The 23,712-nt window shown below is 62.1% G+C and carries 27 protein-coding genes; 5 read left to right on the top strand and 22 right to left on the bottom strand.

Annotation, left to right across the window (positions count from 1 at the left end; translation table 11 throughout):
- Window positions 1–5 precede the first annotated feature (5 nt).
- From AC0L26_RS25070 to AC0L26_RS24990, 17 genes are all read right to left on the bottom strand, one after another.
- Window positions 6–1,070: a glycosyltransferase family 4 protein gene (locus AC0L26_RS25070; RefSeq protein WP_473634998.1), complete on the bottom strand. Its 1,065-nt coding sequence runs from the start codon at window positions 1,068–1,070 to the stop codon at window positions 6–8.
- Window positions 1,067–1,918 (bottom strand): PIG-L deacetylase family protein, encoded by an 852-nt coding sequence (locus AC0L26_RS25065; RefSeq protein WP_473634997.1) that lies wholly within the window; start codon window positions 1,916–1,918, stop codon window positions 1,067–1,069. The genes AC0L26_RS25070 and AC0L26_RS25065 overlap by 4 nt, the downstream gene beginning before the upstream one ends.
- 7 nt (window positions 1,919–1,925) lie before the next feature.
- On the bottom strand, window positions 1,926–2,858 hold the full coding sequence (locus tag AC0L26_RS25060; protein WP_473634996.1) for a glycoside hydrolase 5 family protein: 933 nt from the start codon (window positions 2,856–2,858) through the stop codon (window positions 1,926–1,928).
- The gene (locus AC0L26_RS25055; protein WP_473634995.1) at window positions 2,851–3,612 is read right to left on the bottom strand and encodes a TIGR04290 family methyltransferase; all 762 of its coding nucleotides are present in this window, start codon (window positions 3,610–3,612) and stop codon (window positions 2,851–2,853) included. The genes AC0L26_RS25060 and AC0L26_RS25055 overlap by 8 nt, the downstream gene beginning before the upstream one ends.
- Before the next feature lie 2 nt (window positions 3,613–3,614).
- Window positions 3,615–4,421 (bottom strand): nucleotidyltransferase family protein, encoded by an 807-nt coding sequence (locus AC0L26_RS25050; protein WP_473634994.1) that lies wholly within the window; start codon window positions 4,419–4,421, stop codon window positions 3,615–3,617.
- Window positions 4,421–5,524 carry a CgeB family protein gene (locus AC0L26_RS25045; RefSeq protein ID WP_473634993.1) on the bottom strand — a complete coding sequence of 368 codons (1,104 nt, stop codon included), beginning with the start codon at window positions 5,522–5,524 and terminating at the stop codon, window positions 4,421–4,423. Before AC0L26_RS25045 ends, AC0L26_RS25050 begins: the two co-directional genes overlap by 1 nt.
- Window positions 5,525–5,537: 13 nt before the next feature.
- A complete protein-coding gene (locus AC0L26_RS25040) occupies window positions 5,538–6,134 on the bottom strand; it encodes a histidine phosphatase family protein (protein ID WP_473634992.1) in 597 nt (198 codons plus the stop codon).
- Window positions 6,131–7,234 (bottom strand): inositol-3-phosphate synthase, encoded by a 1,104-nt coding sequence (locus tag AC0L26_RS25035; protein ID WP_473634991.1) that lies wholly within the window; start codon window positions 7,232–7,234, stop codon window positions 6,131–6,133. Before AC0L26_RS25035 ends, AC0L26_RS25040 begins: the two co-directional genes overlap by 4 nt.
- A 163-nt stretch (window positions 7,235–7,397) precedes the next feature.
- Window positions 7,398–7,598: a hypothetical protein gene (locus tag AC0L26_RS25030; protein ID WP_352929318.1), complete on the bottom strand. Its 201-nt coding sequence runs from the start codon at window positions 7,596–7,598 to the stop codon at window positions 7,398–7,400.
- A gap of 121 nt (window positions 7,599–7,719) precedes the next feature.
- Window positions 7,720–8,766: a UDP-glucuronic acid decarboxylase family protein gene (locus AC0L26_RS25025; protein WP_473634989.1), complete on the bottom strand. Its 1,047-nt coding sequence runs from the start codon at window positions 8,764–8,766 to the stop codon at window positions 7,720–7,722.
- Between the two features lie 23 nt (window positions 8,767–8,789).
- Window positions 8,790–9,899, bottom strand: coding sequence for a CgeB family protein (locus tag AC0L26_RS25020; RefSeq protein WP_473634988.1), 1,110 nt, complete (start codon window positions 9,897–9,899; stop codon window positions 8,790–8,792).
- The gene (locus AC0L26_RS25015; protein WP_473634987.1) at window positions 9,896–10,990 is read right to left on the bottom strand and encodes a CgeB family protein; all 1,095 of its coding nucleotides are present in this window, start codon (window positions 10,988–10,990) and stop codon (window positions 9,896–9,898) included. Before AC0L26_RS25015 ends, AC0L26_RS25020 begins: the two co-directional genes overlap by 4 nt.
- Complete coding sequence (locus tag AC0L26_RS25010; protein WP_473634986.1) at window positions 10,987–12,117, bottom strand: CgeB family protein; 1,131 nt, start codon at window positions 12,115–12,117, stop codon at window positions 10,987–10,989. The genes AC0L26_RS25015 and AC0L26_RS25010 overlap by 4 nt, the downstream gene beginning before the upstream one ends.
- Window positions 12,118–12,119: 2 nt before the next feature.
- Window positions 12,120–13,181: a glycosyltransferase family 4 protein gene (locus AC0L26_RS25005; RefSeq protein ID WP_473634985.1), complete on the bottom strand. Its 1,062-nt coding sequence runs from the start codon at window positions 13,179–13,181 to the stop codon at window positions 12,120–12,122.
- 23 nt (window positions 13,182–13,204) lie between these two features.
- The gene (locus AC0L26_RS25000; RefSeq protein WP_473634984.1) at window positions 13,205–14,497 is read right to left on the bottom strand and encodes a TIGR04295 family B12-binding domain-containing radical SAM protein; all 1,293 of its coding nucleotides are present in this window, start codon (window positions 14,495–14,497) and stop codon (window positions 13,205–13,207) included.
- Window positions 14,494–15,567, bottom strand: a complete 1,074-nt coding sequence (locus AC0L26_RS24995; RefSeq protein WP_473634983.1) for an NAD-dependent epimerase/dehydratase family protein — start codon at window positions 15,565–15,567, stop codon at window positions 14,494–14,496. Before AC0L26_RS24995 ends, AC0L26_RS25000 begins: the two co-directional genes overlap by 4 nt.
- The gene (locus tag AC0L26_RS24990) at window positions 15,564–16,670 is read right to left on the bottom strand and encodes an NAD-dependent epimerase/dehydratase family protein (protein WP_473634982.1); all 1,107 of its coding nucleotides are present in this window, start codon (window positions 16,668–16,670) and stop codon (window positions 15,564–15,566) included. Before AC0L26_RS24990 ends, AC0L26_RS24995 begins: the two co-directional genes overlap by 4 nt.
- Before the next feature lie 274 nt (window positions 16,671–16,944).
- Here AC0L26_RS24990 and AC0L26_RS24985 point away from each other — a divergent pair, with 274 nt between their 5' ends.
- Window positions 16,945–17,217, top strand: a complete 273-nt coding sequence (locus tag AC0L26_RS24985; protein ID WP_352929293.1) for a hypothetical protein — start codon at window positions 16,945–16,947, stop codon at window positions 17,215–17,217.
- A 192-nt stretch (window positions 17,218–17,409) separates the two neighbouring features.
- Here AC0L26_RS24985 and AC0L26_RS24980 read toward each other — a convergent pair whose 3' ends face one another.
- Complete coding sequence (locus tag AC0L26_RS24980) at window positions 17,410–18,006, bottom strand: response regulator (RefSeq protein WP_473634981.1); 597 nt, start codon at window positions 18,004–18,006, stop codon at window positions 17,410–17,412.
- Between the two features lie 362 nt (window positions 18,007–18,368).
- Here AC0L26_RS24980 and AC0L26_RS24975 point away from each other — a divergent pair, with 362 nt between their 5' ends.
- Window positions 18,369–21,467, top strand: coding sequence for a CheR family methyltransferase (locus tag AC0L26_RS24975; RefSeq protein WP_473634980.1), 3,099 nt, complete (start codon window positions 18,369–18,371; stop codon window positions 21,465–21,467).
- Complete coding sequence (locus tag AC0L26_RS24970; RefSeq protein WP_473634979.1) at window positions 21,464–21,823, top strand: response regulator; 360 nt, start codon at window positions 21,464–21,466, stop codon at window positions 21,821–21,823. The genes AC0L26_RS24975 and AC0L26_RS24970 overlap by 4 nt, the downstream gene beginning before the upstream one ends.
- Before the next feature lie 17 nt (window positions 21,824–21,840).
- Here the strand turns inward: AC0L26_RS24970 and AC0L26_RS24965 are convergent, their stop codons facing one another.
- Window positions 21,841–22,236 carry a GFA family protein gene (locus AC0L26_RS24965; protein ID WP_473634978.1) on the bottom strand — a complete coding sequence of 132 codons (396 nt, stop codon included), beginning with the start codon at window positions 22,234–22,236 and terminating at the stop codon, window positions 21,841–21,843.
- A 5-nt stretch (window positions 22,237–22,241) separates the two neighbouring features.
- The gene (locus AC0L26_RS24960; protein ID WP_352929280.1) at window positions 22,242–22,481 is read right to left on the bottom strand and encodes a hypothetical protein; all 240 of its coding nucleotides are present in this window, start codon (window positions 22,479–22,481) and stop codon (window positions 22,242–22,244) included.
- Window positions 22,482–22,692: 211 nt separating this feature from the next.
- Here AC0L26_RS24960 and AC0L26_RS24955 point away from each other — a divergent pair, with 211 nt between their 5' ends.
- Together AC0L26_RS24955 and AC0L26_RS24950 are read left to right on the top strand one after the other, a co-directional pair.
- Entirely contained in the window at window positions 22,693–22,911 is a 219-nt protein-coding gene (locus tag AC0L26_RS24955; protein ID WP_473634977.1) for a hypothetical protein, read from the top strand.
- Window positions 22,912–23,038: 127 nt separating this feature from the next.
- Window positions 23,039–23,257 carry a hypothetical protein gene (locus AC0L26_RS24950; protein ID WP_352929274.1) on the top strand — a complete coding sequence of 73 codons (219 nt, stop codon included), beginning with the start codon at window positions 23,039–23,041 and terminating at the stop codon, window positions 23,255–23,257.
- Between the two features lie 60 nt (window positions 23,258–23,317).
- Here AC0L26_RS24950 and AC0L26_RS24945 read toward each other — a convergent pair whose 3' ends face one another.
- Both AC0L26_RS24945 and AC0L26_RS24940 read right to left on the bottom strand, forming a co-directional pair.
- Window positions 23,318–23,449 (bottom strand): hypothetical protein, encoded by a 132-nt coding sequence (locus AC0L26_RS24945; RefSeq protein ID WP_352929271.1) that lies wholly within the window; start codon window positions 23,447–23,449, stop codon window positions 23,318–23,320.
- A 31-nt stretch (window positions 23,450–23,480) separates the two neighbouring features.
- Complete coding sequence (locus AC0L26_RS24940; protein ID WP_352929268.1) at window positions 23,481–23,702, bottom strand: DUF2934 domain-containing protein; 222 nt, start codon at window positions 23,700–23,702, stop codon at window positions 23,481–23,483.
- Window positions 23,703–23,712: the final 10 nt, after the last annotated feature.

The following is a 23,712-nucleotide window of genomic DNA, read 5'->3' as shown; positions in this document are numbered from 1 at the left end:
AAGCCTCACTGCACCGCCGCGAGGCGCCTGCGGCCGCTACCAAGCCCTGCCAGCGCATGATAGGCATCCAGATAAGACGAAATCATGCGATCGAGCGAAAAGCGCCGGCGCGCCTCGGCCCGGCATGTCTCGGCGTCCAGGCTGGTTGCTGCGACGATGGCCTCAGCCATCTCATCTAAGTCGTTTACCAGAAATCCCGTCTTGCCGTGTTCGACCACATCCGGCAGCGCGCCATTTGGAAAGGCGACGACTGGCGTACCGCAGGCCAGCGCCTCCATCGCGACCAGCGAGCTGGTTTCCGCGGCCAGGCTGGGAATGACCAGGCAGCGGGCGGCATTGAGAAAGCGCCGCTTCGCGGTGAAGCCGAGCGGACCGAGGAAGCGGCGCCGCTTGTCGAGACGCGGCTGGATTTGGTCACGAAAGTACAGCGTGTGCGTTTCATAAGGGTAGACCTTGCCGCCGATGACCAGCGGCACGTCAGCCTGTTTGGCTGCGTCCAGCGCCAGATGGATGCCCTTTTCCGGGCAGATGCGGCTGAGCACCAGCGCGAAGTTGCGCTTGGACTGCCGACCGCTCAGCGCGTCGATGTCGACGCCGTTTGGAATGGGGGCGACCAGCCTGGCGCCTGGTGGTGCGGTTCTCTGCTGGGCCTCTGAAACGGCATGAAGCCATAGATCGTCGCGTAGCGGGCGCAAAGCATCGGCCGGATACCAGTCGAGCGGCAGATGCAGGCTTACCAGTGTCGGACCCTGATCAGGCAGGTAGGCATCAAAATCGATGCCGTGCAGATGGATCACGTCGATTGGCCAACGGGCGCGTGCGACTTCTATCGCGGCGCGGTGGGAGCGCTGTGCACGTATCTTCGCCGCATCGTCGAGCACGCCTGGTTCAGCAGGTGTCTCGATGAGGGCCCCCGCCGCTTTGGAGCCTTGGCAGCCGATCACGATCGAACCGTGTCCCGCGCGCACGAGTGCCTGATCGAGCGTCGATAGGACCTGCTCGGCACCGCCAACCGCATCCGGGCCGACTGGCGCGAGAGAGTAGGCGACATTGAGGACGGTGAGGGTCATGGCCGGTCGAGCCGAAGCTCCTCATACGCAGCCGCCGCGGCGTGGAGCCAAACCGCCGGCTCGAAGCCGAGCGGCAGTGCATCGTAATAAAGCCTGCCGTTGTTCGGCAGCGCCAAAAAATCATAGGCGGGCGCCACCCGGAAACGTTCGACGCGCGCTGCAAACGGCGCCAGCGTCCGTTGTTGCGTCCGGTGACAGGCCAGCATGCATTGCTTGCGTTCGAAAGCGGCTTCCGTAAGGTGCAGTTCGATGCACTCAATGTCGGGATCACTGTTGAAGTCCTGAAGGACCGCGCCCTCGTGTCCGGCGCAATAGAACGCCATTTCGATGATGGCCGGCGCCTGGCGTCCGTCGCGGCGCGGTAAATGGCAGGCCGCATGGACGGCAAAGGCGGTCGCGTCATGATCAGGGTGACCACCTTCATAAGGATGCGTACAGACGAAGCTGACATCGCGATCGGCCAAAAGGCCGATCAGTTCCCGTGCGAGCGAGCTAAGGTTTCCGGCGGCTTGCTTGTCGGGATAACCGAGGCTGATCAGTCCCTTCGACGGAAAACCCGCTGCCGACAGCGCCGTCTCCAACTCCCTGTGGCGGGCCGCGGCGTAGTCTTGCCACGTCTCGAAGCCGTGCGCCCGCGCGTCGTCAAGATCTCGCGGCGCGCCGTCGGTGACATGAACGATGCGAGATCCACGCAATCCGGCAAGATGCCCGCCGATGCCGATGGTCTCGTCGTCAGGATGCGCGACAACGATCATGATTTCGGCACCGTCCGACGAGTGCGGTGCGGTGCCTAGCAACAGAGCCGCGAATTCGGCAAGCGTTCCGGACCTGTCAGCTTGGTGTTGCATGACACACTCATGCTGCCGAAGCTCGCACAGATCTGACCGGCGAGACAGCCATGCCGGGAGCGTAGCGACGGATCATCGTCGCACAGAATTCCGCGAACTCCTCCGGCACCAGGGGCGGACTGGTGTGATGCGGCATCATTCCGCGATGCTCGGGCGTGAAGCAGAAGGTGACGGTCACGTCGAAATCGGCCAGCGCTTCCATTTGCCGGTCGTACCAGTCCAGCGCATTCGGCCTGAAACTATCGGCCCAGGAAAGCCCGGTGCGCAGACTGGTGACGCCCAAACGCTTCAGCCAGGCGACGGCGTCGTCCAGCCGGGGATCTTCAAAATGAAACCACTGCGCCAGTCCCATGGCCGGGGTGTAACGCAGGAATTCCTCGAGCGCGGGCTTGGGTGTGCCGTCTTCGCGCAGCAGGCCCATGTAGAAGTGGCGATAGTAGGAGGAGCCTTCCGCTTCGCGGTGACGCGTCGTTGCCCCCCATTCGCGCGGAAGATCGTAGAGGCTATACCATTGTATGCGCGGCGCATTGCCGAGCAGCAGTTCGGCGGTCCGGCGCAAGCCCCAGAGCTGGACCTCCTCGGCACCGAAGCTCGACACGCCAACTTCGCTGACCCATACGGGAAGATCGGTGACGGTCGAAATCTCGCCGATCTTCTGCGGCCATTCCTGAATCTGCCAAAGGTTCCAGTCGAGCGGGAAGCCATGCACGCCGACGGCATCGACGTGATCCAGCACGCCATACTGCTTCATGAGCCCCATGAAATCGGCATCGATCGGCGAAATGCCGCCGAGGATCTTGATCATGGCGGGGTTTTCCGCTGCGATCGCATCGGCGGCCAGTGTTGCCATATTGGCGAAGCGGCTCCAGTCGGGGTCGAGTTCGGGATCCCAATGGGATTTGTTGTTTGGCTCGTTCCAGATCATCGCAGCTTCAATCATGAAGTTGTCCTTTCCCAGGGTAGACGGCGCCGCCGCCGGCCGGCTCATCGGCTGCGCGGCAGAAATAGACCTCCTGCTCCGGGTGCAGCACGATCTCGAAGCCGGCGCTGCGCAGCATCGCTTCGGTGCAGGCGCGATTGGGAACCCACCAGTTGGTCGGGTCGTCGGCATAGCGATGCTCGATGAAATGCAGCTTCGGAAACTCCGGTCGGTCGAACAGATCGTGTGTCCAGAAGGGATAATTCTCATCGAGTGCAGGCAGATCGGTGCTGCCGCGCTGCATGGACTGGAAGATCATCAGGTCGCCGGCGACGTGCTCGCGGATCAGGTCGAGAGCGAGCAGCGGGTGGCGCAGGTGATACAGCACACCCATGAACAGGACGATGTCGAACTTCTCCCGCAGCACGCCGACGTCGTAGACCGACAGCTGCTGGAATTCGATGTCGCAGTCCGCGATCTCGGCGGCGAAGCGCGCTTGCGCCAGATAGGCTTCATCGAAATCGATGCCGAGGACGCGGCCGGCACCGCGTCGCTTCATCTCGATCGAGTAGAAGCCGGCGTTGCAGCCTATATCGAGCACGGCCTTGCCGGACAAATCGGCAGGAATGGCGTCGGCGAACTTGCGCCATTTGATCAATGGGTAATTGCCGAGGAAATGGTCGGGGGCGGTTTCGACGCCCGCCAACTCCATATTGTGGAACCACGGGCCCAGGGCATCGATGCGGCGGCGGATTTCGGCATTGGAATGCAGCATCGCTAGCCTCCTTCGCCTGGATGGCTTGGTACCGGCGACTGCCCTGGCGGCACGAACATGAGGTTTTTCGGGTCCTCCAAAATAGTGTCGTTATTTTCAAGCAGCCGAAGTGCCGTGCGGTAGCCGTTGAAAGTGCCGACGTCGACATAGGCGGTGCCTGCCTTGACGCCATAAGCTTCGCCGCCGGTTGCTAGATACGCGTTGATCAACGTGCCGATGTATTCGTCATAGCGGTCCCGCTCGCGCCAGAGCGTCGCAAGCTGATGGAAGATGCGGCCGGGCATTTTGAATGCACCCCAAATCCAGTTCGTTGCCGCGTCCTGCTGCTTGACCTGGATCTCTCTCACCCGGTCGTCCTGGTCGAGAACGACGGCATCGAAGAGTTCCGGGCGATCCACCGGGAAGAGTAGAAACGACAGCCGGTCGTCCGGCATGCGGCAAAAGCCATCTTCCGGAAACCAGATCGTATCTGGCAGGCCGATCAGAACCGTCTCGTCCGGCTCGACGAGCGGCGCGGCGCGGAAGATCGCATCGCAAAGACCGGTAGGAGTGGGCTGCACGACAAACAGTGCGGAGGCGTCGCTGTAGCCGGCAGCATAATATTCGAGGATATCCGATTTTCCCGAACCGATGACGAAGCAGATCTTGTCGACGCCGTTGCGCACCATGCGACGCACCAGATATTCGCTCACCGCGCAGGGACGCTCGGTCTGGCCGTCGATGCGGCTGCCGACCGGCAGCAATTCCTTCGAGAAGCCGAGCGGCTGAATGCGGCTGCCACGCCCGGCAGCAGGGACGATGCCCAACATCAGATTGCTTCCTTCAACGGCTCGCCCGCCGTCGAGCCCTGCAGTGAATCGGACAGAAGGCGGTCCAGTTCCATGGCGCGCTGCGCAGAGGTGTGCTCGTCCAGCACCCGCTCGCGCGCACGACCCCGGATTGCGTCAATTTCGCTGTCGGGCAGGCAGACTGCCGCGACCACGTCATCGGTGGTGTCCGCCAGGATGACCTCGCTGCCGGGTTGAAAAAAACTGCTCAGACCGGGCCATGTGTCGCTCACGATCGCCGCGCCACAGGCTGCCGCCTCGAACAGCCTGCCCGAAGGACACCAGCCCCTCTTTGCCATCGCCTCGCGGGTCACGTTCAGCGTCAGACGCGATGAGCAGAAGAAGGCCGGATGATCCGCAGGCGGAAGGTGCCTGACAAAGAAGATGTTGTCGCTCCATGGAAATTCGTGCGGGTATTGGGCGCCGCCGATTACGAAGCGGTGGTCCGGCAGGCGCGCTGCCGTGTGCACCAGCAGCTTTTCGACGCCGGCCTGGCGATCTGCGGCATAGGTTCCGAGATAGGATAGATCCCCGGCAAATTCGGCCCGGGGCTGCGCCGGGCGGTGCCGCTCGGGATCGACATGACCGTAGAGTGGCAGGACATGGCGCGCGCCCAAAAGGGACTTGAGCGCGTCGATTGCGGTTCCCCCGGTGTAGCTCAGGACAAGATCGAAATCGCGAAGGCCTTCGGGCCCGTAATATGCCGGCCGTTGACCTTGTTCGATCCGGGCGAGTGTCACCGGGGTGTCAAGATCATAGAAGACCTTCAGGCCGTGACAGGCCTGCTGCGCCAGGCGTGATGCTTCGATGGCGTCGGGGCAATAGGACGTGACGATGACGACGTCCGATTGTCCGATCGCCTGTTCCGCGACATGGCGGATGTCTTCCCAATCCGGATAGAGAACGACATTGCCGCCATCGAGATGATCAAGATCGCGCGCCCCGGCATAATAGGGAGTGTTGCGTTCGAAGAAGGTGACGGACCAGCCCAGCTTGCCGAGCGCCCGGATCAGCCCGCGCCACAGCGTTGCGTGTCCGTTTCCCCACGAGGAGGTGACGGTGAGACCGAAAATGACCATTCGCATCCGGCAGTCCTCGTCAGGCGGCTTCGTTTAATCGGATCAGCTTGGAGCCCCAGTCACCGGATACGATCGTGGTGATCGAAGCGGGGTCGATGTCGAAGCGAAAACAGTCTCCCAGCGGCAAGCCGAGCACCTTGCAGACGGCAGCCTTGATCACATCGGCATGGCTGACCAGCGCCACGGACTTGTTCTGATAGCGAGTGTGAAGCTTCTGCATCAGCGACATGATACGTTGCTGAACGTCCAGCATGGTCTCGCCGCCGGGCGTCCTCGCCTCCTGACGTTGACTGTTCCACACCTGCCAGTCGGCGTCCCGGTTCAACTCTTCGAAGGACTTTCCCGACCACGCGCCGAAGTCGATCTCGTCGAGCTCTTGGCAGATTGTGACCTTGTCGGGGCTGCAGGCGATTGCGATCGGTTTTGCGGTTTCCAATGTTCGTTCGCGCGGGCTGCAGCAGATGGCTGCAAGCGGCTCCGACGCCATGTGGCTGGCCAGCCGCAAGGCTTGTGACCTGCCGGTTTCGCCAAGGCAAACTCCAGCCATGCGTCCGGCAAGATAGTCGCCGACATTGTCGTGCGCCGCATGGCGGATCAAGAAGAACGTCGTCGTCATTCCGCGGCATCGAGCATCGGCTCGTCCCTCCCGGCGATGAAAGAGAGCGTACGCAGGCGTGCCTCGGCGTCGGTGAACTGCTCAGGCGGTGACTTCATGAAATAGCTGCATGGGCCGGTCAGCGCTCCTGCGATGCCGCGGTCAAGCGCCAGCTTCGCGCAGCGGACAGCGTCGATCACGACGCCCGCCGAGTTGGGCGAATCCCACACCTCCAGCTTCAGCTCTGCATTCAGCGGCACGCCGCCGAACGTCGTGCCTTCGACACGGATGTAGGCCCATTTTCGATCGGTGAGCCAAGGCACGTGGTCGCTGGGGCCGACATGGATGTTGCCGGCCTCCAGGGGAACGTCGAGTTGGCTGGTCACCGATTGCGTCTTCGAGATTTTCTTCGATTCCAGCCGCTCGCGTTCCAGCATGTTGAGGAAATCGGTGTTGCCGCCGAAATTCAGCTGGTAGGTGCGGTCGATACGGACGCCGCGCTCGCGGAACAGGTTGGCGAGCAACCGGTGCACGATCGTCGCGCCGACCTGGCTTTTGATATCGTCGCCGATCAGCGGCAGGCCGCGCTGTTCGAAGAGTTGGCGCCATTCCGGACGCGACGCGATGAAAACCGGTATGCAGTTGACGAATGCGCAGCCGGCCTCGAGCGCGCATTCGGCATAAAAACGCGTCGCCTCTTCCGAGCCGACCGGCAGATAGGAGACCAGCACGTCTGCGCCGCTTTCCCGCAGCACCGCGCTGATATTCGCGACCGGCTCGTCGGCCTCCTCGATCTCATCGCGCAGATATTTGCCGATGCCGTCAAGCGTCGGTCCGCGCTGGACGCGAACGCCGGTAGCCGGCACGTCGGCAAAGCGGAACGTGTTGTTGGGTGCCTCGTATATGGCTTCCGCCACATCGCTTCCGACTTTGCCCTTGGCGACGTCGAAAGCACAGACCACCTCGATGTCATCGACGTGATAGCCGCCGAGATCGGCATGCATCAGGCCCGGTATCGGCTCATTACCTCTGGCGTCCCGATAATATGAGAGGCCCTGGACAAGGGAAGACGCGCAATTGCCGACGCCGGCTATTCCAATCCGTACCTTTTTCGATCCCACGAAACTGCCGCCATCGCTGTTGAAAGGTAAGTTCCTCGCGCCGAACTGCCAGTTGCCAGGAATGTTCCTTGCGACCCGGAAAAATCACGAACTCCGTGGCGGGATCCAAGCTGCGCGCCGCGTTTGAGGCTGTCTGAGCGATCGACGGCCGGAGCGTGCAGCCTCAGTCGAGCTTTCGCAGCATATCCGCTTCTTTTTCCAGGATGGTGGCCACTTCCTCGCGCTCAAGATGCGTCATCATCAGGCTCACACAGCATTCAAGGTAGGTGATCGAGGCACGGCGCAGAAAGGCAGCCGTTTCCCTTGCGGCCATTTGCTCGATGTCCTTGGCGGATCGTTTTCGATGCACCTGTCCGTTCTCCATGCCGGTATCCTCGCCCAACCGCGAGCTCGACTGGATGTTCCCAAAATGAGAAAAAGTGAGAGCGCGCGTCGCACGTCATGGTCTCGCATGACCATGCACGACCACGCAGCTCTCCTTGACTTTAGGCCGGCAGGTTTTGCAGTCGGCCTGGAGCGGACCTCACGCTTGTTGCAATCGGAGGAATTCGATCCTCGTTACGGCTGGCCTCGAGCTCCGTAAAATAGCCGATCGTTTGCAGCAGGCCTTGCTTGAGCGGCACCTTTGGCGACCAGTTGAGAAGGGTCTTTGCACGGGAAATGTCCGGCTGCCGCCGGCGAGGGTCGTCTTGCGGCAGTGGCAGGAATTTGAACACCGACTTGCTGCGGGTCATATCTCTCACCAATCCGGCTAGCTGAAGAACGGTGAATTCCCCGGGATTGCCCAGATTGACCGGTTGGCGCGGATTGGGGTCGATATCCATGAGGCGGATCAAACCGTCGACCAGATCCGAGACGTAGCAGAACGATCTGGTCTGCAGCCCGTCGCCGAATATCGTCAGGGGTCTCCTCTCGAGAGCCTGCATCACCAGGTTCGAGACGATCCGGCCGTCAGCAGGATCCATCCTCGGACCGTAGGTGTTGAAGATGCGCGCGACCCGGATGTCGGCCATTTCGGTTCTCAAATAATCGAAGCACAAGGTTTCTGCGGTTCGCTTGCCTTCATCATAACAGGCGCGGGGACCGGTGCAGTTCACGTGGCCGACATAGTCCTCCCGTTGCGGGTGCTGTTCCGGATCGCCATACACTTCGCTCGTCGATGCCTGCAGGAAGCGTGCATTGTTTCGGGCGGCGAGCTCAAGCAGATTGAGGGTTCCGATTACGCAGGTTCGCGTGGTGTGAACCGGATCGGCTTGGTAGCGCGGCGGCGATGCCGCGCATGCCAGGTTGAAAATGCGGTCCACCGGCTCGGTAACGTCCAACGGTCGGCAGATATCCTGCTCGATCAACAGAAAACGCCGATGGTCCATGATCGATATGATGTTTTCCATCCGGCCGGTAAGGAAGTTATCGACACAGATCACGCGGTAGCCGGCCTGAAGCAGTGTTTCGCAAAGATGCGAACCGAGGAAACCCGCGCCGCCGGCGACAAGCGCCGTTTTGGTCCGTTGCGTCCTTCTTGATTGCCGCATCTCTATTTTCTCCTGTCTGCCAGTCATGCTGCACTTTCGACGTCCAGATCGAGGGCCGAACGTGCCGATCTTGATCGCGCCAGCAGCAAAACGAATTCGCGAGCTCTCGCGGCGCCGGTATGTGCTGCCAGGATCGTTTCGCGTGCCCGCTTGGCCATGGCCAGCCTGGCGCGGTCGGATTGCCTGGACAGGATACCGATCACGTCTTCGGCTTGGCCGGCGGTGTTGATCATGGCTGCCGGAAAGAAGCTATCCAGACCTGGCCAGCGATCGCTGATGATCGCCGTGCCACAGGCAGCCGCCTCGAAGAGGCGTACGCTGGGAGACCATCCAGCCGCTATCATGGAGCTGCGTGTGACGTTCAACGTATAGCGCTGGCGGCTGTAGAAGGCGGCGTGGTCCGCGGGCGGTAAATGCTCGATCCGATCGACATTGCTCGGCCAGACGGTCTCGGACGGGAACTGGGAGCCGGCTACGACGAAGCGACGGTCCGGCATGCGTCTTGCCGGTTCAAGCAGGAGAGTATCCAGCGTCGGCTGCCGGTCCGCGCTGTAGGTGCCGAGGTAGCCAAGATCCCAGCAGATCGGATCGGCCGTTCGGCGATGCCGCTCCGGATCGACGGAGCAGTAGAGCGGCTCGGCGCGCCGTGCACCGAAGTCCGCCGCCAAACGGGCGAGCGTCGGCCCGCCGGTGAATGAGAAATAGACGTCGAAATACGGAATCTGCCGCCGGCAGATGTAATCGCAATCGTCCGCGGCGAGTTTTGCCAGCGTGACCGGCGTGTCGATGTCGTAAAAGCAGAACTGCCCCGTGCACAACGAAGCGGCGATGTCGACGACTGCTCGCCCCTCCGGAACGAAGGAGCCAACCACCACGACGTCGGCCTGCTTCAGGCAGCGGGCGTGTTTCCCCCGAAGATCGTTCGTCGTCTCGTAGTAGCGCAACGTGCAGAAATCCGGGTCGCGCAGATCACGATGGTTTGCGTACCAAGGCACGTCGCGCTCGAGGAAGGTGACGCGATGGCCGAGCTCGTGCAAGCCCGTCAGCAACCCCCGAAAGGTCGTGGCGTGGCCGTTTCCCCACGAAGAGGACAAGGACAGGCCAAGGAAGACGATATCGAGCCGCTTGGTCATTCCGCTGCCTCCACGGTGGGGCGTTCGAAATGACGCCTGAAGACAGCGTCGGCCACATCTGCCCTTAACGCATAAGTATGCTCGGCGAGAACACGCCGAAGCGCAGCTGCGCCGATCGCCTTTGCCCGCTGGGGTGTGAGGGTCCGCATGATTTCGGCGACATCGTTGCCGTCGCGCGCCACCAGGATCTCTTCGCCAGGGACCAGGAACAATTCGACGCCGAGCCAGGCGTCGGTGATGAGGCATGCGCCGGCACCCGCGGCCTCGAAGACGCGCGTGGCAGGTGAAAAGCCGTTGGCGGCCATGCTGTCGCGGCTGATGTTCAGTACCGCTTTGGGGGTGACGTTGAACGCATTGTGGTCGCGCGTCCCGACATGGCCGAGCCAGGCGACATTTGCCGGAAGCTGCTTGTCGCCCCAACCCGATCCGCCGAGCAGGAAACGCTGCTCGCCCGAACGGCTGGCCGGTTCGAGGAAGAACGCCTCGACGCGCGCTTCGCGGTCCGGCAGGCGGTTGCCGAGGAAGGCGAGGTCGCAAGCGAAGCGCTTATCCTTCGCCACCGGATGATGCGTTTCGGGATCGAGTGCATTGTAGATCGGCACGCACTCGGCCGCCCCCAGCGCACGATAGGCCCAGACGACGGGGTCGCCGCCGCCATAGGTGAGGACAAGGTCGATCTCCCGCAACGCGCGGTGCAGGGGGTGGTCCGGTTCGTCGCGCAACTGGCCCAGAGTGGCCGGTGCGTCGACATCCCAGAACACCGTCAGCGCATCGGAGCGGGCATGGTCGAGCACCGCGCGCAGCAACGCCTCGTCCTCGAAGCCTACCCCGCTCGCCTTGACGACGATGTCGGCTTCGCCGGCGCTTGCTGCCACCTGCATCAGCGCATGCGGGGTCGCCTCGTAGATGACGACATTGCACCAGTCCGGTGCCTCGATGTCGCGGTTCTTCTGCCTGTCGTAGACGTCCGGTTCGTAGAATGTGATCTCGTAGCCGAGCTGGGAAAGAGCCTTGAGCAATCCGCGGTAATAGGTCGCCGCGCCGTTCCAATAGGAAGACAGCAGGCTCGATCCGTAAAAAGCAATCTTCATGCAACTGTCTCCTCTATGGCGATGGGATTGGCGGCTTGGCGATTGCCGCATTCGGCGAGCACGTCGAACAGCTCGTCCGCCCGATGCCGGCATGTGTGTCGCGTCCGGATGGTTTCGAGACCGGATTTTACGAGAGAGGCGGCCAGGTCAGCATCGTCCAGCACATTGCGCAGATGACGGCCCATCTCGGCTCCGTCGCGGGCGAAAAGGAAGTCGATGCCTGGCCTGAAGAGTTGTTCGACGTCGGCCCAAGGCGCCGAAACGAGCGGGATGCCGCAGGCGAGCGCCTCGAACATGCGGATCGTCGGAATTCCGGGCAGACTCTCCCGATACGGACGCCGCGGAATATGGACGGTAACGCGATGGGCTGCGAATGCCTTAGGCACGTCGGCATTGGCGATCCAGCCTTCGTAGCCCAGGCCGGCGGCGGCAAGATCGGCGAGCGCTTCGCGTGGATAGCGCACGCCATGAACAGTGCCGCTCAGGCCAAGTTCTTCCACCGGACCGATCAGGAATTCCTTGATTTCGACACTGCGCTCGTCATCGCCCCAGTTGCCGATCCAGATGACGTCGGATGTGGGGTCGATCTCGGGGTGCGGCTTGAACAGGCGCGCATCCGCCGCCTCGTGCCAGGTGAAGGCACGTTTGCCCCAGCCGGCGCGAAGATAGCTTTGCCGCAACGCTTCGCCGAAGGCGAGCACGCCATCATAATGTTCCAGCCGCAGAGCCGAGATCGCCTGCGTCGCCGAGACGGCGCGATGATGGGTGTCGTGGAACAGAAGCGTGAAACCGCCTCCGTTGGCCTTGGCCCTGCCGATGCGCGCGACAAGGGCCGGGTCCGTCCATTCGTGGACGATCACCACATCGGCGTCGGCAACCCAGCCTTCATGGTCGAAGGAGGCATCGTAGGTCACCGGCATCAGCTCCGGAAAATCCTTCCTGAAGCGCTCGATCGCGTAGGGGCCTTTCTCTGCCAACAGGTTCGAACGGCTCCAGCCGTCCGCGGGCTCCAGGGCGATCGCCTGGTGGCCGCGCGTAACGAGCTCCCGCATGATGCCGCGCAGGAAATGTGCGTTGCCGTGGTTCCAGTCGGAAACGACGGAATGGGTATAGAACACAAACCGCATCGTCAGCGTTCCGCAACGGCCAGCGCGGCCCGATCGTAGATGTCGCGCATGGCGGCCGCTTGTCTTGCCGGTGAAAACTTGCGCGCCCGGCGTGCGGCGGCTTCGCCCAGCCGGCGCCTATGCTGGGCGTCGCAAGAGAGACAATCGATAGATCTGGCGAGATCGCGTGGATCATGGGCGTCGTAGAACATGGCGGCGCCGTCCCATAGTTCGCGATAGGTTGGCATGTCGGCAAGCACCAGAGGTGTTGCCGATGTGGCTGCCTCCAGAACGGCAAGGCCGAAGGGTTCGTAGACTGACGGCGATACGAAGATGCCGGCCCGCCCCATCAACAGACGCACCTCATCGTAGTAGACAGAGCCAAGAGGGATGACGTTGCTGAACCTGGCGCGTTGCCCATCGGCGCCCTGCAGCGGCCCGGCAGCAAAGACCGGCCATTTGGTCAGCGATGCCGCCTGATCCAACGTAGCTGCGTTCTTGCCTTCATCCCACCAGCGCGCGGCGGCGAGAACCACTGCTTCGCGCCTCTGTGCTTTTGGACCCGGCCGCGTGCCGTTGCTGACGACGCTCAGGCGGGCGATCGGTCCGTAGCAGGCTTCGAGCATGTCGGCATGGCTGCGGCTGGGGGCGATTACAGCATTTGCCCAATCGAAACCGCGTCTGTTGCGATCCTTCTGCCAGCCCCATTCGCCGTCCGCGGCCAGTCCTTTGACAGCGCGGAGCCACGTCACGACGCAGGAATGCGAGACCGCCACGACAGGGCACGGCACATCAAGTCCCACGGCCTGCGTTGGCGCATTGAGATGGACGAGGTCGATCGCATAATCACGAACAAGTGGCCCTAGTTCCTGCGGCAAGCTGTCCAGATCGGCCTCATTCTTGGTGGTCCAGTCCGGCGGTGTCTTGAGCCACACCAGGGCTGCGAAAGCCTGCGCCTCCTTCGCCTGCTCCTCGGACGGCTCCGGACCCAATCCGGCGAGCACGATGCTGTCGCCGCCCTGAGCCAATTCTCGTGACAGATCAAGCGCGTAGCGCCAGACGCCGCCGACGGCATCGACGGTCATCAGGATTCGCCGCGAACGCCGGATCAGTGACTGCAACATGTGGCCTCCAACTCGGCCAGCGCACGTGGACGCTTCTCCTGGATGTCGCTGAATGTCCGGAACGAGGCCAGATAGTGCTCATGGGCGCGCTCCCAGGCGAGATCATCCGGCTCGCCCCAGATCTCGCGGTAGCTGGGCGAACTGGGGTAGGGATAGAGCGGCACCGGTTCGTTGGCCCATACACCACGGTCGATGAGGTGCTTGCGCCAATGATCGACCAGCGCGGGATCGTCCTCGACCACGCCGATCAGATTGGCCTGGACGAACGGAACGTGACGTCGTGCATTGACCAGCAGCGCAGCCAGTTCCTCGGTGCCCAGCCGGCAACGCTTTGCCAGCATGGCCCGGCCTTCCACGGTCAGGCTTTCGAGGCCGGCCTCGATCGAAACGCAGCCGGCGGCGCCCAGCAATTCGAGGAGCTCCGGCTTCCAGAGATCGATGCGGGTCTGCACGCCGAACTTGACGTCGCGATCGACCAATGCTTCCAGCAGCGCTTTCTGCGGCAGGAAGATCTCGTCGATAAAATAGATGTAGCCGACGCCTTGTCCGATCAGGCGGTCGATTTCCGCCATGACCGCATCGTGGTTCCGGCGGCGGTAGGCATCGCGGAAATCGATCTTGGCGCAGAAGCTGCAATTGTAGGGGCAGCCGCGGGACGCCTCGACCTCCGCTCCGTAACCCGCTTGGTTGTCATCGAACCTGTGGTGATGGTGTCGATGGGCGGCAATCCAATCGGACGGCCATTCGAGGGGGGGATGACCGACAAAGGAACTGGCGTGGACGCCGCCATTGCCGACCAGTTTTCCCCCGTCGAGATGGGCGGTGTGGGGCACGGTGCTCCAATCGTCACGGCTTGCGAGCTCGGCGACGACCTCTTCGCATTCGCCGCGCACGACGACGTCGACGCCAAGCTTGCGCAGCGTCGGCGCCGGCGTCGCCGAGCCGTGCGGCCCGACAGCGACGGTGCGCTCGCCGCGCCCGGCGAGGCGGTTAAGGAAATCGGCGGGCACGCGCAGCTCGGGTGGCGCGCAGCGCCAGAACAAATAGGTCGGCGCCGTGCTGACGACGGTCATGGCCGGTGCGAAGGCGGCGACGCGATCGGCAAGCGCTGCGTTGTCAAGCTTCTGGATTTGCCCGTCAAGCATCAGCACCTCATGGCCGTCAGCCTCCAGCAAAGCCTTCGAGTAGCCCAGCTCCAGCGGCAGATGCGGCTGGCGGCAGCCGAAATAGATGCTGTCTTCGTAGGTCCAGAACGGATTGACCAGGGCGACTTTCATGCCACGTACCTCGCTGCTTCGGCTTGCGGCTCAAGGCGATGACGCTGCAGCCAGTCGGCGAGATCGCGGATGCCGTCGCGCCAGGAGACCTGCGCTTTCCAGCCGAGCCTCGCTTCTATCTTGCGGGTATCGGCAACAAAGAACGGCTGGTCGCCGGTGCGTTCTCGGTCGTAGCGGATCGAAAGGCTCCGCCCGGTCAGCTCGCCGATCTCCTTGAGCAGCATGCGCAGGCTGACGGCGTTGTCCGGTCCGCCGCCGAGATTGAATGCTTGGCCCCCGATGTCCTCAATCCCCGCAAGTACCGCGCGATAGGCGGCAACGGCATCGGTGACATGAAGTATGTCGCGCACCTGCTTGCCGTTGCCGTAGATTGTGATCGGCCGACCGGAAAGCGCGCTGAGCAGAAAATGGGCGACCCAACCCTGGTCCTCCGTGCCGAACTGGCGCGGTCCATAAATGCAGCTCATGCGCAAGACCGCGGTTGGCAGGCCGTACGACTTGGCATAGTCGAGCACATATTGATCGGCCGCGCCTTTGGAGCAGCCATAGGGCGTGCAGAAATCGATGCCGCAGGTCTCGTCTATGCCGTTGGCGCGGATGCCGGCGTCGCAGGGCACGCACCGGTCGTGCTCTTCGCGCACCGTGACATCGGGCAGGCCGCCATAGACCTTGTTGGTGCTGGCGAAGATCACCGGGATGCGGTTGCCGCTCCGGCGGGCGGCTTCGAGGATGTTGAACGTCCCGCGAAGGTTAATGTCGAAGTCTTCGCTTGGCTGGACGAGGCTCGTGGTGACGGCGGTCTGTGCGGCAAGATGGAATATCGCCCTGGAGTGCGCCACAAGCGGCGCCAGAACGTCCGCATTCCGGACATCGACGGTCTCAACGGCAAGGCGATCGCCGTGCTTCTGCGCCAGCCATGCGAGGTTCTGCTCCACGCCCGGACGGCTGAGATTGTCGATGACCAGCACCGGCACGCCGTCAGACAACAGGCTGTCGGCGAGGTTCGAGCCGATGAAGCCGCTGCCGCCGACGATGGTGACCGGCGCTTCGCGAAAACCATCGGGCCTCATGACACCAGTCCCCGCTCTTCGAGCTCCCGTTTCATGTCGGCGCCGCGGTCGATGGCAACCGTGTTGCGAACCCAAGCGACGAACTCGTCGAGGGAATGCTCCAGCCGGTGCCGCGGTTCGAAGCCGAGCAATTCACGCGCCTTCGAGATGTCGGCGAAGCAGTTGCGAATATCGCCGGAGCGCGCCTTGCCGAGGATTTCAGGCTGCCGCTCCGGCACACCCATTGCATCGGCGAGCAGCCGGGCGACTTCGCTGATCGCATAGGCCTTTCCGCTGCCGATGTTGATGACGTGGCTCCGTGCCTGGCGCTGTTCCAAGGCCAGGCGAAACGCGCGGGCGACGTCGCGCACATGGACAAAATCGCGTTTCTGTTCGCCATCTTCGAAGATCATCGGCCGCTGGCCATTGGCGAGCCGCGAGGCGAAGTTTGCCAGGACGCCGGTATACGGGTTTGAGAGCGCCTGTCCGGCGCCGAAGACGTTGAACAGGCGCAGCGCCACCGCATCGACGCCATAAGCGTCCCCGAAGATTAGCACCGCGCGCTCCTGGGCATATTTCGTCAGCGCATAGATCGAGGCGAGATCGACCGGCTTTTCCTCGTCCGTCGGCAGCGGCGACAGGCTTTCATTCGCCGCCGACAGCGGGTTCCATTGGCTGCTCTTGATGTCGTTCGTCTGCCGCCTTGCATTGTCGACCCGCCGACCGTCCGGCGTCGCATAGAGGCCCTCGCCGTAGACGCTCATCGATGAAGCGACGACGATCCGCTCGACCGGATGTTTGATCAGCGCTTCAAGCAGGGTGGCGGTGCCGAGGTCGTTTGCGCCGACATAGCGGGCGATCTCGTACATGGATTGGCCGACGCCGACCTCGGCCGCCAGATGGATGACGGCGTCGACGCCCTGGAGCGCCTCGGCGACGGCGTCGCGGTCGCGAACGTCGCCCTTGATCAGTTCGGCTCCCGCCGGCAGGCTGATCGCCTCGCCCCCGTGCACTTGTTCCAGCAGCGCATCGAGAATGCAGGCGGCATAACCATGTTCGACGAGTTCCTGAACGACGTGGCGGCCGATGAAACCGCAGCCCCCGGTAACCAATATGCGTTTCACGACAACTCCTTGCGCAGATGGCCTTGGCGCCCCGAACTGTTTGGCAAAAGGTTTGTTCCCTATCCTTCAACAAAGATGGTTTTGGGATCTCTCAAACCGAGGTGAACGCATCGCGAACAGGCCTTGGACCTTCGGAACATTGCAGCTTGTTCGGGGTTAGGGCGCTGATCCGGCCGTGGTCGGAAGCAGCGGACAGACAGGTAGCTGTCATCGAGCAGTGGCGCGCCAGACCCGGCCGTGAAGCTCGTAAAGCCCGGATCGAAAGGAGATTTCAATGTCTGACTCGAAGACGACCACCAATCACGACGAGATCCGCCAGTGGGCCGAAGATCGGGGCGGCCGACCTGCCGTGATACGCACCAGGGGCGAGGGCGGCATCCTGCGGATCGATTTTGGCGAACCCGAGGAGGAGTTCGAAGCCGTCGAATGGGACGAGTTCTTCCGGATTTTCGACGAGAACGATCTGGCCTTCCTCTACCAGGACGAAACCGGTGGCGGAAAAACCAGCCGGTTCAACAAGTTCGTCGAGCGAAACCAGGGCGGCTGATAGGGCCGCCGCGTCTATGGTGCCCCGATAGCTCTTAGGCACCTTGCATTCCGATGGAGAGTTTCACCCCAGTCCGCTGTATTAGCGTGCTTTTTCGGAGTCGTGCATCGGATATCGAGTAGTCCGGCCCGATGGGCAGATAAGAGAATCAATAGAGGAGACCAGCCTCGGCCGTCCGCGGTCGGTCGCGCTTCAATGCAACAGGCTCGTTCCGCTCGATCTGGCAACACTTCGCATAATGCCGTTCAGCCAATCTTCGGTCGACACGCCGGCCCGCCTCCTGTCGATCTCGCCGATGGCTCGCTCCAGCGTTCGCTCGACCAGCCGGTCCGAAGCGCTCACGTCGCCCAGAAGCAGGCGCGCTGCGAGCCTGAGCTTCGGCAAGAGTGAAAAGACGTTGTCTGACAGATTCACGGGCGGGCTGCCCGCCACGGCCGACATTTCCGGGGGGAACAAGGCATCGAAGATTGCGTAGCTATCCGATGATTTTCGAAGATTGCTGGCGTGGCGCAGGCGTTCGGGGATGACGATATCCTCGTCGCCGCTGAAGAAGACGAAAGGCACGCCGCGGCGCATCAGTTCGTCTGCGATCGGGAACACCCGCCGGCCGTTGAGATTGACGTCGAGGATCGCCGCCTCTGCCGTCTCGGTATGCGCAGAGGCCTGCTCGACTGTCGCCGCAGGGCCGAGGACGACCGCGCCCATATTGCCGAAGTACCTGGCAAGATCGCCGGCCAATACCCAGTCGTCCTCGACGATCAGGATGTGCACCCCTCGCAGATCGCGCACCTCATCGTCCCTTCTTGGAGCGAGATTTCCGATCCGCACGGGCTGGTTCAGAATGTTCCTGCAAGGCTGCCTGCAATCGTTTCGCCAAAACCAGCATCCGGGGAGGAATGGGTTCGTTTGCCGGCAAGCACAGTAAATCCGAAGAGCGCAACAACGCTCGTTTTGTCAGCTTTAGGTCAAGTGTGCGTTTTGACATTGAAGTTCCACAATTGGTCCCGACCTTAACGCCGTCTGCACGGACTTGTTCCGGCCCTCTTGCGCGTTATATGATGGCGTCGGGTTCAGCCCGGTCGTGGGTTTTGGGTCGATTGGCGGCCTTGTGGTCTAGGCTGTTCAACCGAGGGCTGGCGGTGACATCCCGGATGAAGAGATTTCCTATTGTGGGCGTGGGCGCTTCCGCAGGCGGCATTCCCGCTATGGAAGGCCTGTTCAAGGGCGTCAGCGGCCGGCCCGGCATGGCCTTCGTCATCGTCACCCATCTCAGTCCCGAGCGCGAAAGCCTGCTTCACGAAGTCGTTGGGCGCTACACGCAGATGCCGGTCATCATCGCCGAGGACGGCATGACAGTCCTATCTGACCAGGTCTATGTTATGCCGCAAAACGTCGTTCTCACGATTGAGAAGGGAGTGCTGCAACTGCGGCAAGCCAACGTGCTCAGCCGCGAGCGTAAGCCGATCGACATCTTCTTCAGCGCGCTTGCCGAGGATCAGGGCGAATATGCGGTCGGTGTCATTTTGTCGGGCGGCGATTCTGACGGCACGCTTGGCGCGAAGGCGATCAAGGAGCGTGGCGGACTGACTGTCGCCCAGGCACCCGACGGCTACGGCCCGCGCAATCCGGACATGCCGAGAAGTGCGATCTCCAGCGGGCTGATCGATATTGCGGCGCCTGCGGAGGACATCGGTGCGAAGCTCGAAGGGTTCGCCCGCAGCTTCGATATGCTGAACGGGGTTGGCGGAGACGGCGAGCAGGAGACGGCAGACATGGGTCGGCTCCGCGACGAGATCTACGGCATTCTGCAGGGCCAGTCCGGCCATGATTTCTCCGGCTACAAGGCCAAGACATTCCTGCGTCGCATAAAGCGGCGCATGCAGATCGCACAGCTTGATTCGATTGAAAACTACGTTGAATGGCTGAAAAAGGACCCTCGCGAGGTGACGAACCTTTTTCGTGATCTTTTGATAAACGTCACCGATTTTTTCCGGGATCCCGAAGCGTTCAAGCTGCTCGAGGAGAAGATCGTACCGCAGCTTTTCGAGGGCAAGACCGCCAGCGACGCCGTCAGGATCTGGGTGCCTGGCTGCGCCACCGGCGAGGAGGTGTTCTCGATCGGCATGCTGGTGCGTGAACACATGGACACGCTTCCGGTCCAGCCGCGAGTCCAGATATTTGCGACTGATATCGATGAGCCGGCACTTGCGGTAGCGCGCGCGGCGCGTTACCCGGCAGCTTTGCTAAGGGGGCTTTCGCCCGAACGCAAGCAGCGTTTTTTCAGCAGCGACGGCGACAGCTACGTGCTTGTCAACGGGGTACGGGAGCTGTGCGTGTTTTCCCCTCACAGCGTCGTCCGCGACCCCCCGTTTTCACGGATGGACATGGTTTCATGCCGCAACCTGCTGATCTATTTCGGCTCGGACATCCAGAACCGGGTCATTCCGATCTTTCACTACGCGTTGAAGCCGGGCGGTTATCTTTTTCTCGGCACCTCCGAAAGCGTCGGCCAGCACGACAACCTCTTCGCCACCGTTGACAAGAAGCAGCGCATTTTTCAGGCGCGGGAACATGCCTCGCCGCATATAAGGCTGCCGATGCTGATCGGTGATGGCCGTTCAGGCGCCTTCATGCCCGAAGGCACGGGGTCGAAGAAAGGAACTTCCAGCTATCCGCTTCGGCAGGCTGTCGAGGCGCAGGTGCTGGAGCGTTTCGCGCCTCCGCATGTCGTGGTGAATGGCGATGGTGACGTCGTCTACTATTCGGCCCGGACCGGCGGATATCTCGAAGCGCCGCAAGGCATTCCGAGCCGGCAAGTGCTGACTTTGGCCCGCGCCGGGCTAAGGCTCGACCTTCGCGCGGCGTTGCGGGAAGCCGCCACGACGCGCCGCACTGTGGTGCGGGAAAATGTCGTCGTCGACGAGGACGACGAACAGGCCCAGCCGATCAAACTCACTGTCGAGCCCCTGGCGGAACGCGGCAAGGGCGAACGACTGTATCTTGTCCTATTCGAACCATCGGGCCCGGTGCAGGCGCGGTCGGACGTGGGGCGCCAAAATCGTGATAGCGAAGGCACTGCGGATCTCGAGCGGGATCTGCGCGACACGCGCGAGCGACTGCAGTCGACGATCGAGGAGTACGAGACCGCGCTGGAGGAGGTGAAATCGTCGAACGAGGAACTCGTCTCCGTCAATGAGGAGGCGCAGTCGACCAACGAGGAGCTTGAGGCGTCGAAGGAGGAGATGCAGTCGCTCAACGAGGAGCTCAACACCATAAATTCGGAACTGACCAGCAAGATAGAGGAGCTCGATCACGCCAACAGCGACTTGCGGAATCTGTTCGATAGCACCCAGATCGCAACCATTTTTCTCGACCGCAACCTGGTGGTGCGCACCTTTACTCCGGCGGCCTCGTCGTTCTTCAGCCTGCGTCCATCCGACATCGGCCGGCCGCTGACCGAGCTTTCCAGTCAGCTCGACTATCCCGAGCTGAAACAGCACATCGATACCGTGTTCGAAACCGGAGAGACCCTGAACCATCATCCGGCGCGCGACGCCCAGGGCCGGTTTCACATGGTTCGCATCAATCCCTATCGCGACAAGGACGATGGAATTCAGGGCGTCGTGGTCACTTTGGTCGACGTCACCTCCTTGGCCGAGGCGGAAAAGCAAAACCAGGTGCTCATTTCGGAGCTGAACCATCGCGTCAAGAACATGCTGGCGGTCGTCGCCAGCATCGCCAACCGCACCCGCGAAAATTCGGAAACGAAGGAGGAGTTCGCCGAGGCGTTGATCGGTCGCTTGCATGCCATGTCGCGGGCTTACGGGCTGTTGTCGAAGGAGCGCTGGAAAGAAGCCGCTATCAACGAACTGTTGCGACAGGAACTCGAACCTTTCGGCATCGACCGGTTCGAGCTTGACGGGGCTGAAGTGAAGCTCAGTCCGCAACAGGGCCTTTCCCTCAGCATGGCCATCCATGAACTGGCGACCAACGCCGCCAAATATGGTGCGCTGTCGAAACCCCAGGGCAGGGTCGTAGTGAAATGGTCAGGCGAGGGCGATGTCTTCACGCTCGCCTGGCGCGAGAGAGACGGCCCGCCGGTGAGAAAGCCCGAAGTAAACGGTTTCGGGCTTTCCCTGTTGCAGGGCGAGATCGGCTACAGGCTGGGCGGAAACGTCGAGACCGCCTTCAACAATGATGGCCTTGAGGTCCAGGTCACATTTCCAATGACGCGCAAGGAGACGTCGTGAGCGACCGGCTGCGCGTTCTGGTGGTCGAAGATGAATGGCTCATCGCCGAGGACGTCGCTGCTTGTCTGCGCGCTTCGGGACATCAGGTCGTCGGCCCCGCCCCCTCGGTGGCGGCGGCGCTTCGCCTTATCGGCGAAGATCATGTCGACGTGGCGCTGCTGGATATTCAGCTGAATGGCGAGACAAGCCTGGCAATTGCAGAAGAATTGCAAACCCGCGACATTCCGTTCGCGTGTCTCAGCGGATTTGGCCCTCACGATGTTCCATCCGCCTTCGCCACCTTCAAATTTGTTCGCAAGCCGGCAGATCAGGCTGCCATTTTGAGTGCCTTGGCTGAATTGGCCCGGACTTCCTAACTTCTTTCAGCAGCTCGTCATGGATCGGAAGGCGGAAAGCGATCACCGCTAAATTGCTCCGCCCAGGGTAATGCCATGAGCCAGTTCTCACGGCGCGGTACCCACAGTTCATACTCCGGAATGAGGTCGCTGGGAGCCATGTCGAGCGAGCCGAGCATGATCTCGGCCTCGTTGTCCCGCAGCCAGGCGATATGCGAACCGCATTGCGGGCAGAAACTGCGTCTGGCGAATATCTTCATTTCTCCGCTGCCTTCATAGGCCGAAATGGGCCAGACGCCGAACGGCGTGAAGAAGCTGCCGCTGGCGCGTCGGCAATCCTGACAGTGGCAGATTCCGACGCGCAGCGGAGCGCCGCTCACTTTGAAGCGAACGGCGCCACACAGGCAGCCGCCGTCCCGTTCGACCCCGGCCATCGACCTCAGTCCAGCGGCTTTTCGGACGGCCGTGGTGTGGTGCCTGACTGGCGCGGCCGGCCCGCATTGCGGTTCGCCACCGGATTGTCCAGCGGAGCAGTCGAGGGCTTTGAGGTCCCGGCGGTCTTCGGCGTCGGCGGCTTCGCGCCCGCATCCGTATTGTCGGCGTCCCGCCTTGGATGTGGCAAGCCGCCGGCATCCGCCTGCCGGATTACCGGCTTCGATGTCGTATTCTCTTTGCCCATGGTGTCTCCTTCCTGCTGCGAGAGTGTCGGTGAACAGCTCATTTCGCTCGCTGCTCGTCACTCGCGCATGTCAACCGCCGGCGAGGTGCGAAGTTCCACGGCCTGAAGCTTCAAGCGTTTTCCCAGGTGCGCAACGTATGCTGCACGCGCATTCCTGTAGATGGGAACCATTTTCGCCACCGGCTGTTCGGCTCGCAGGAAGGAGCCGGATATGCAGCGACGCAACGCTATACTTTCGCTGGCCATAGCCGCGATTATTATCGTCGGCTTTCTCATAGGCTTTCTGTACGGCGACATGGGCTGGCAAACCTCGCCGGTTACAAGAGTGCCTGAGCAGAACCAAGGCGGCAACGCCCCGGCCGACACCTCGCCTGCGGCGGGCGTCAAGAAGAATCCCCGGGAGAATACCGAGATGCCGGACCAGCAATAATCGCGATCCTGCGGGGCCAATGCCAGCACGCTTCGGTGGGCAAGCAGCTCTTTAGTTAGCGACCGCCCCGGCGGAACAATTCGTCAGCCTCCCAATTAAAGCAGAGAAGCTGGCTTGGAGCAGATGGATGGGTATTTTTTCCGACCTCGACAAGAAGCTGACGGACAATCTCTACGCGCACGGTAACGATCTCATCGATCCTGCCGCGGATCTTCCCGAGAAGATCGAGGAGAGGGTCGAACTCCTGATGCCGTTCGTTCAGCCCGAGGCTCGCGAGTTGGTTCGATCGCAAATCCTTGGCCTTATTCAGGAGTACAGGAATGAGGATGCCGCGCCCTCGACCTAGGCCAGGATCGCGTCAACTGCGAGCCTTGCAGGCCCTGTTCGGAATGGAATTTGGCGGGCGTCATCCATCCTGGTCTATGGCATGGGGCGCGGGCTGGGTCTCGACGCTGGTCTGGCCGGTCTGGTCGGCCCACAGCCAAACGATGAAGAGTACCGCCACTACGATCACTCCCAAGGAGATAAGACGAGGCATGGGCATTTTCCTTTCCGTGCCGGACAGCCGGTCAAGATTTCGGCTTGCGATTAGCTCCGCGCGTCGCCTGTGCGGGATCGGAGCCGGCTCCAACGGTCGGGTCGGGAACGACCGGACCTCGTTCTGCTTCGGAACCCTCTGCCTCGATCTCTTGGACAGCCCGATCCCAATGCTCCCGCTCCCGCCCTTCCGGACGGCCTTCACGTTCCCATATTTCATGGGCTCGCCGCCTGATACGCTCTTCCCTGTCCATGATGGATCTC

Source organism: Mesorhizobium sp. WSM4823 (assembly GCF_055811195.1).
This window is presented reverse-complemented; position numbering and strand designations above follow the sequence as displayed.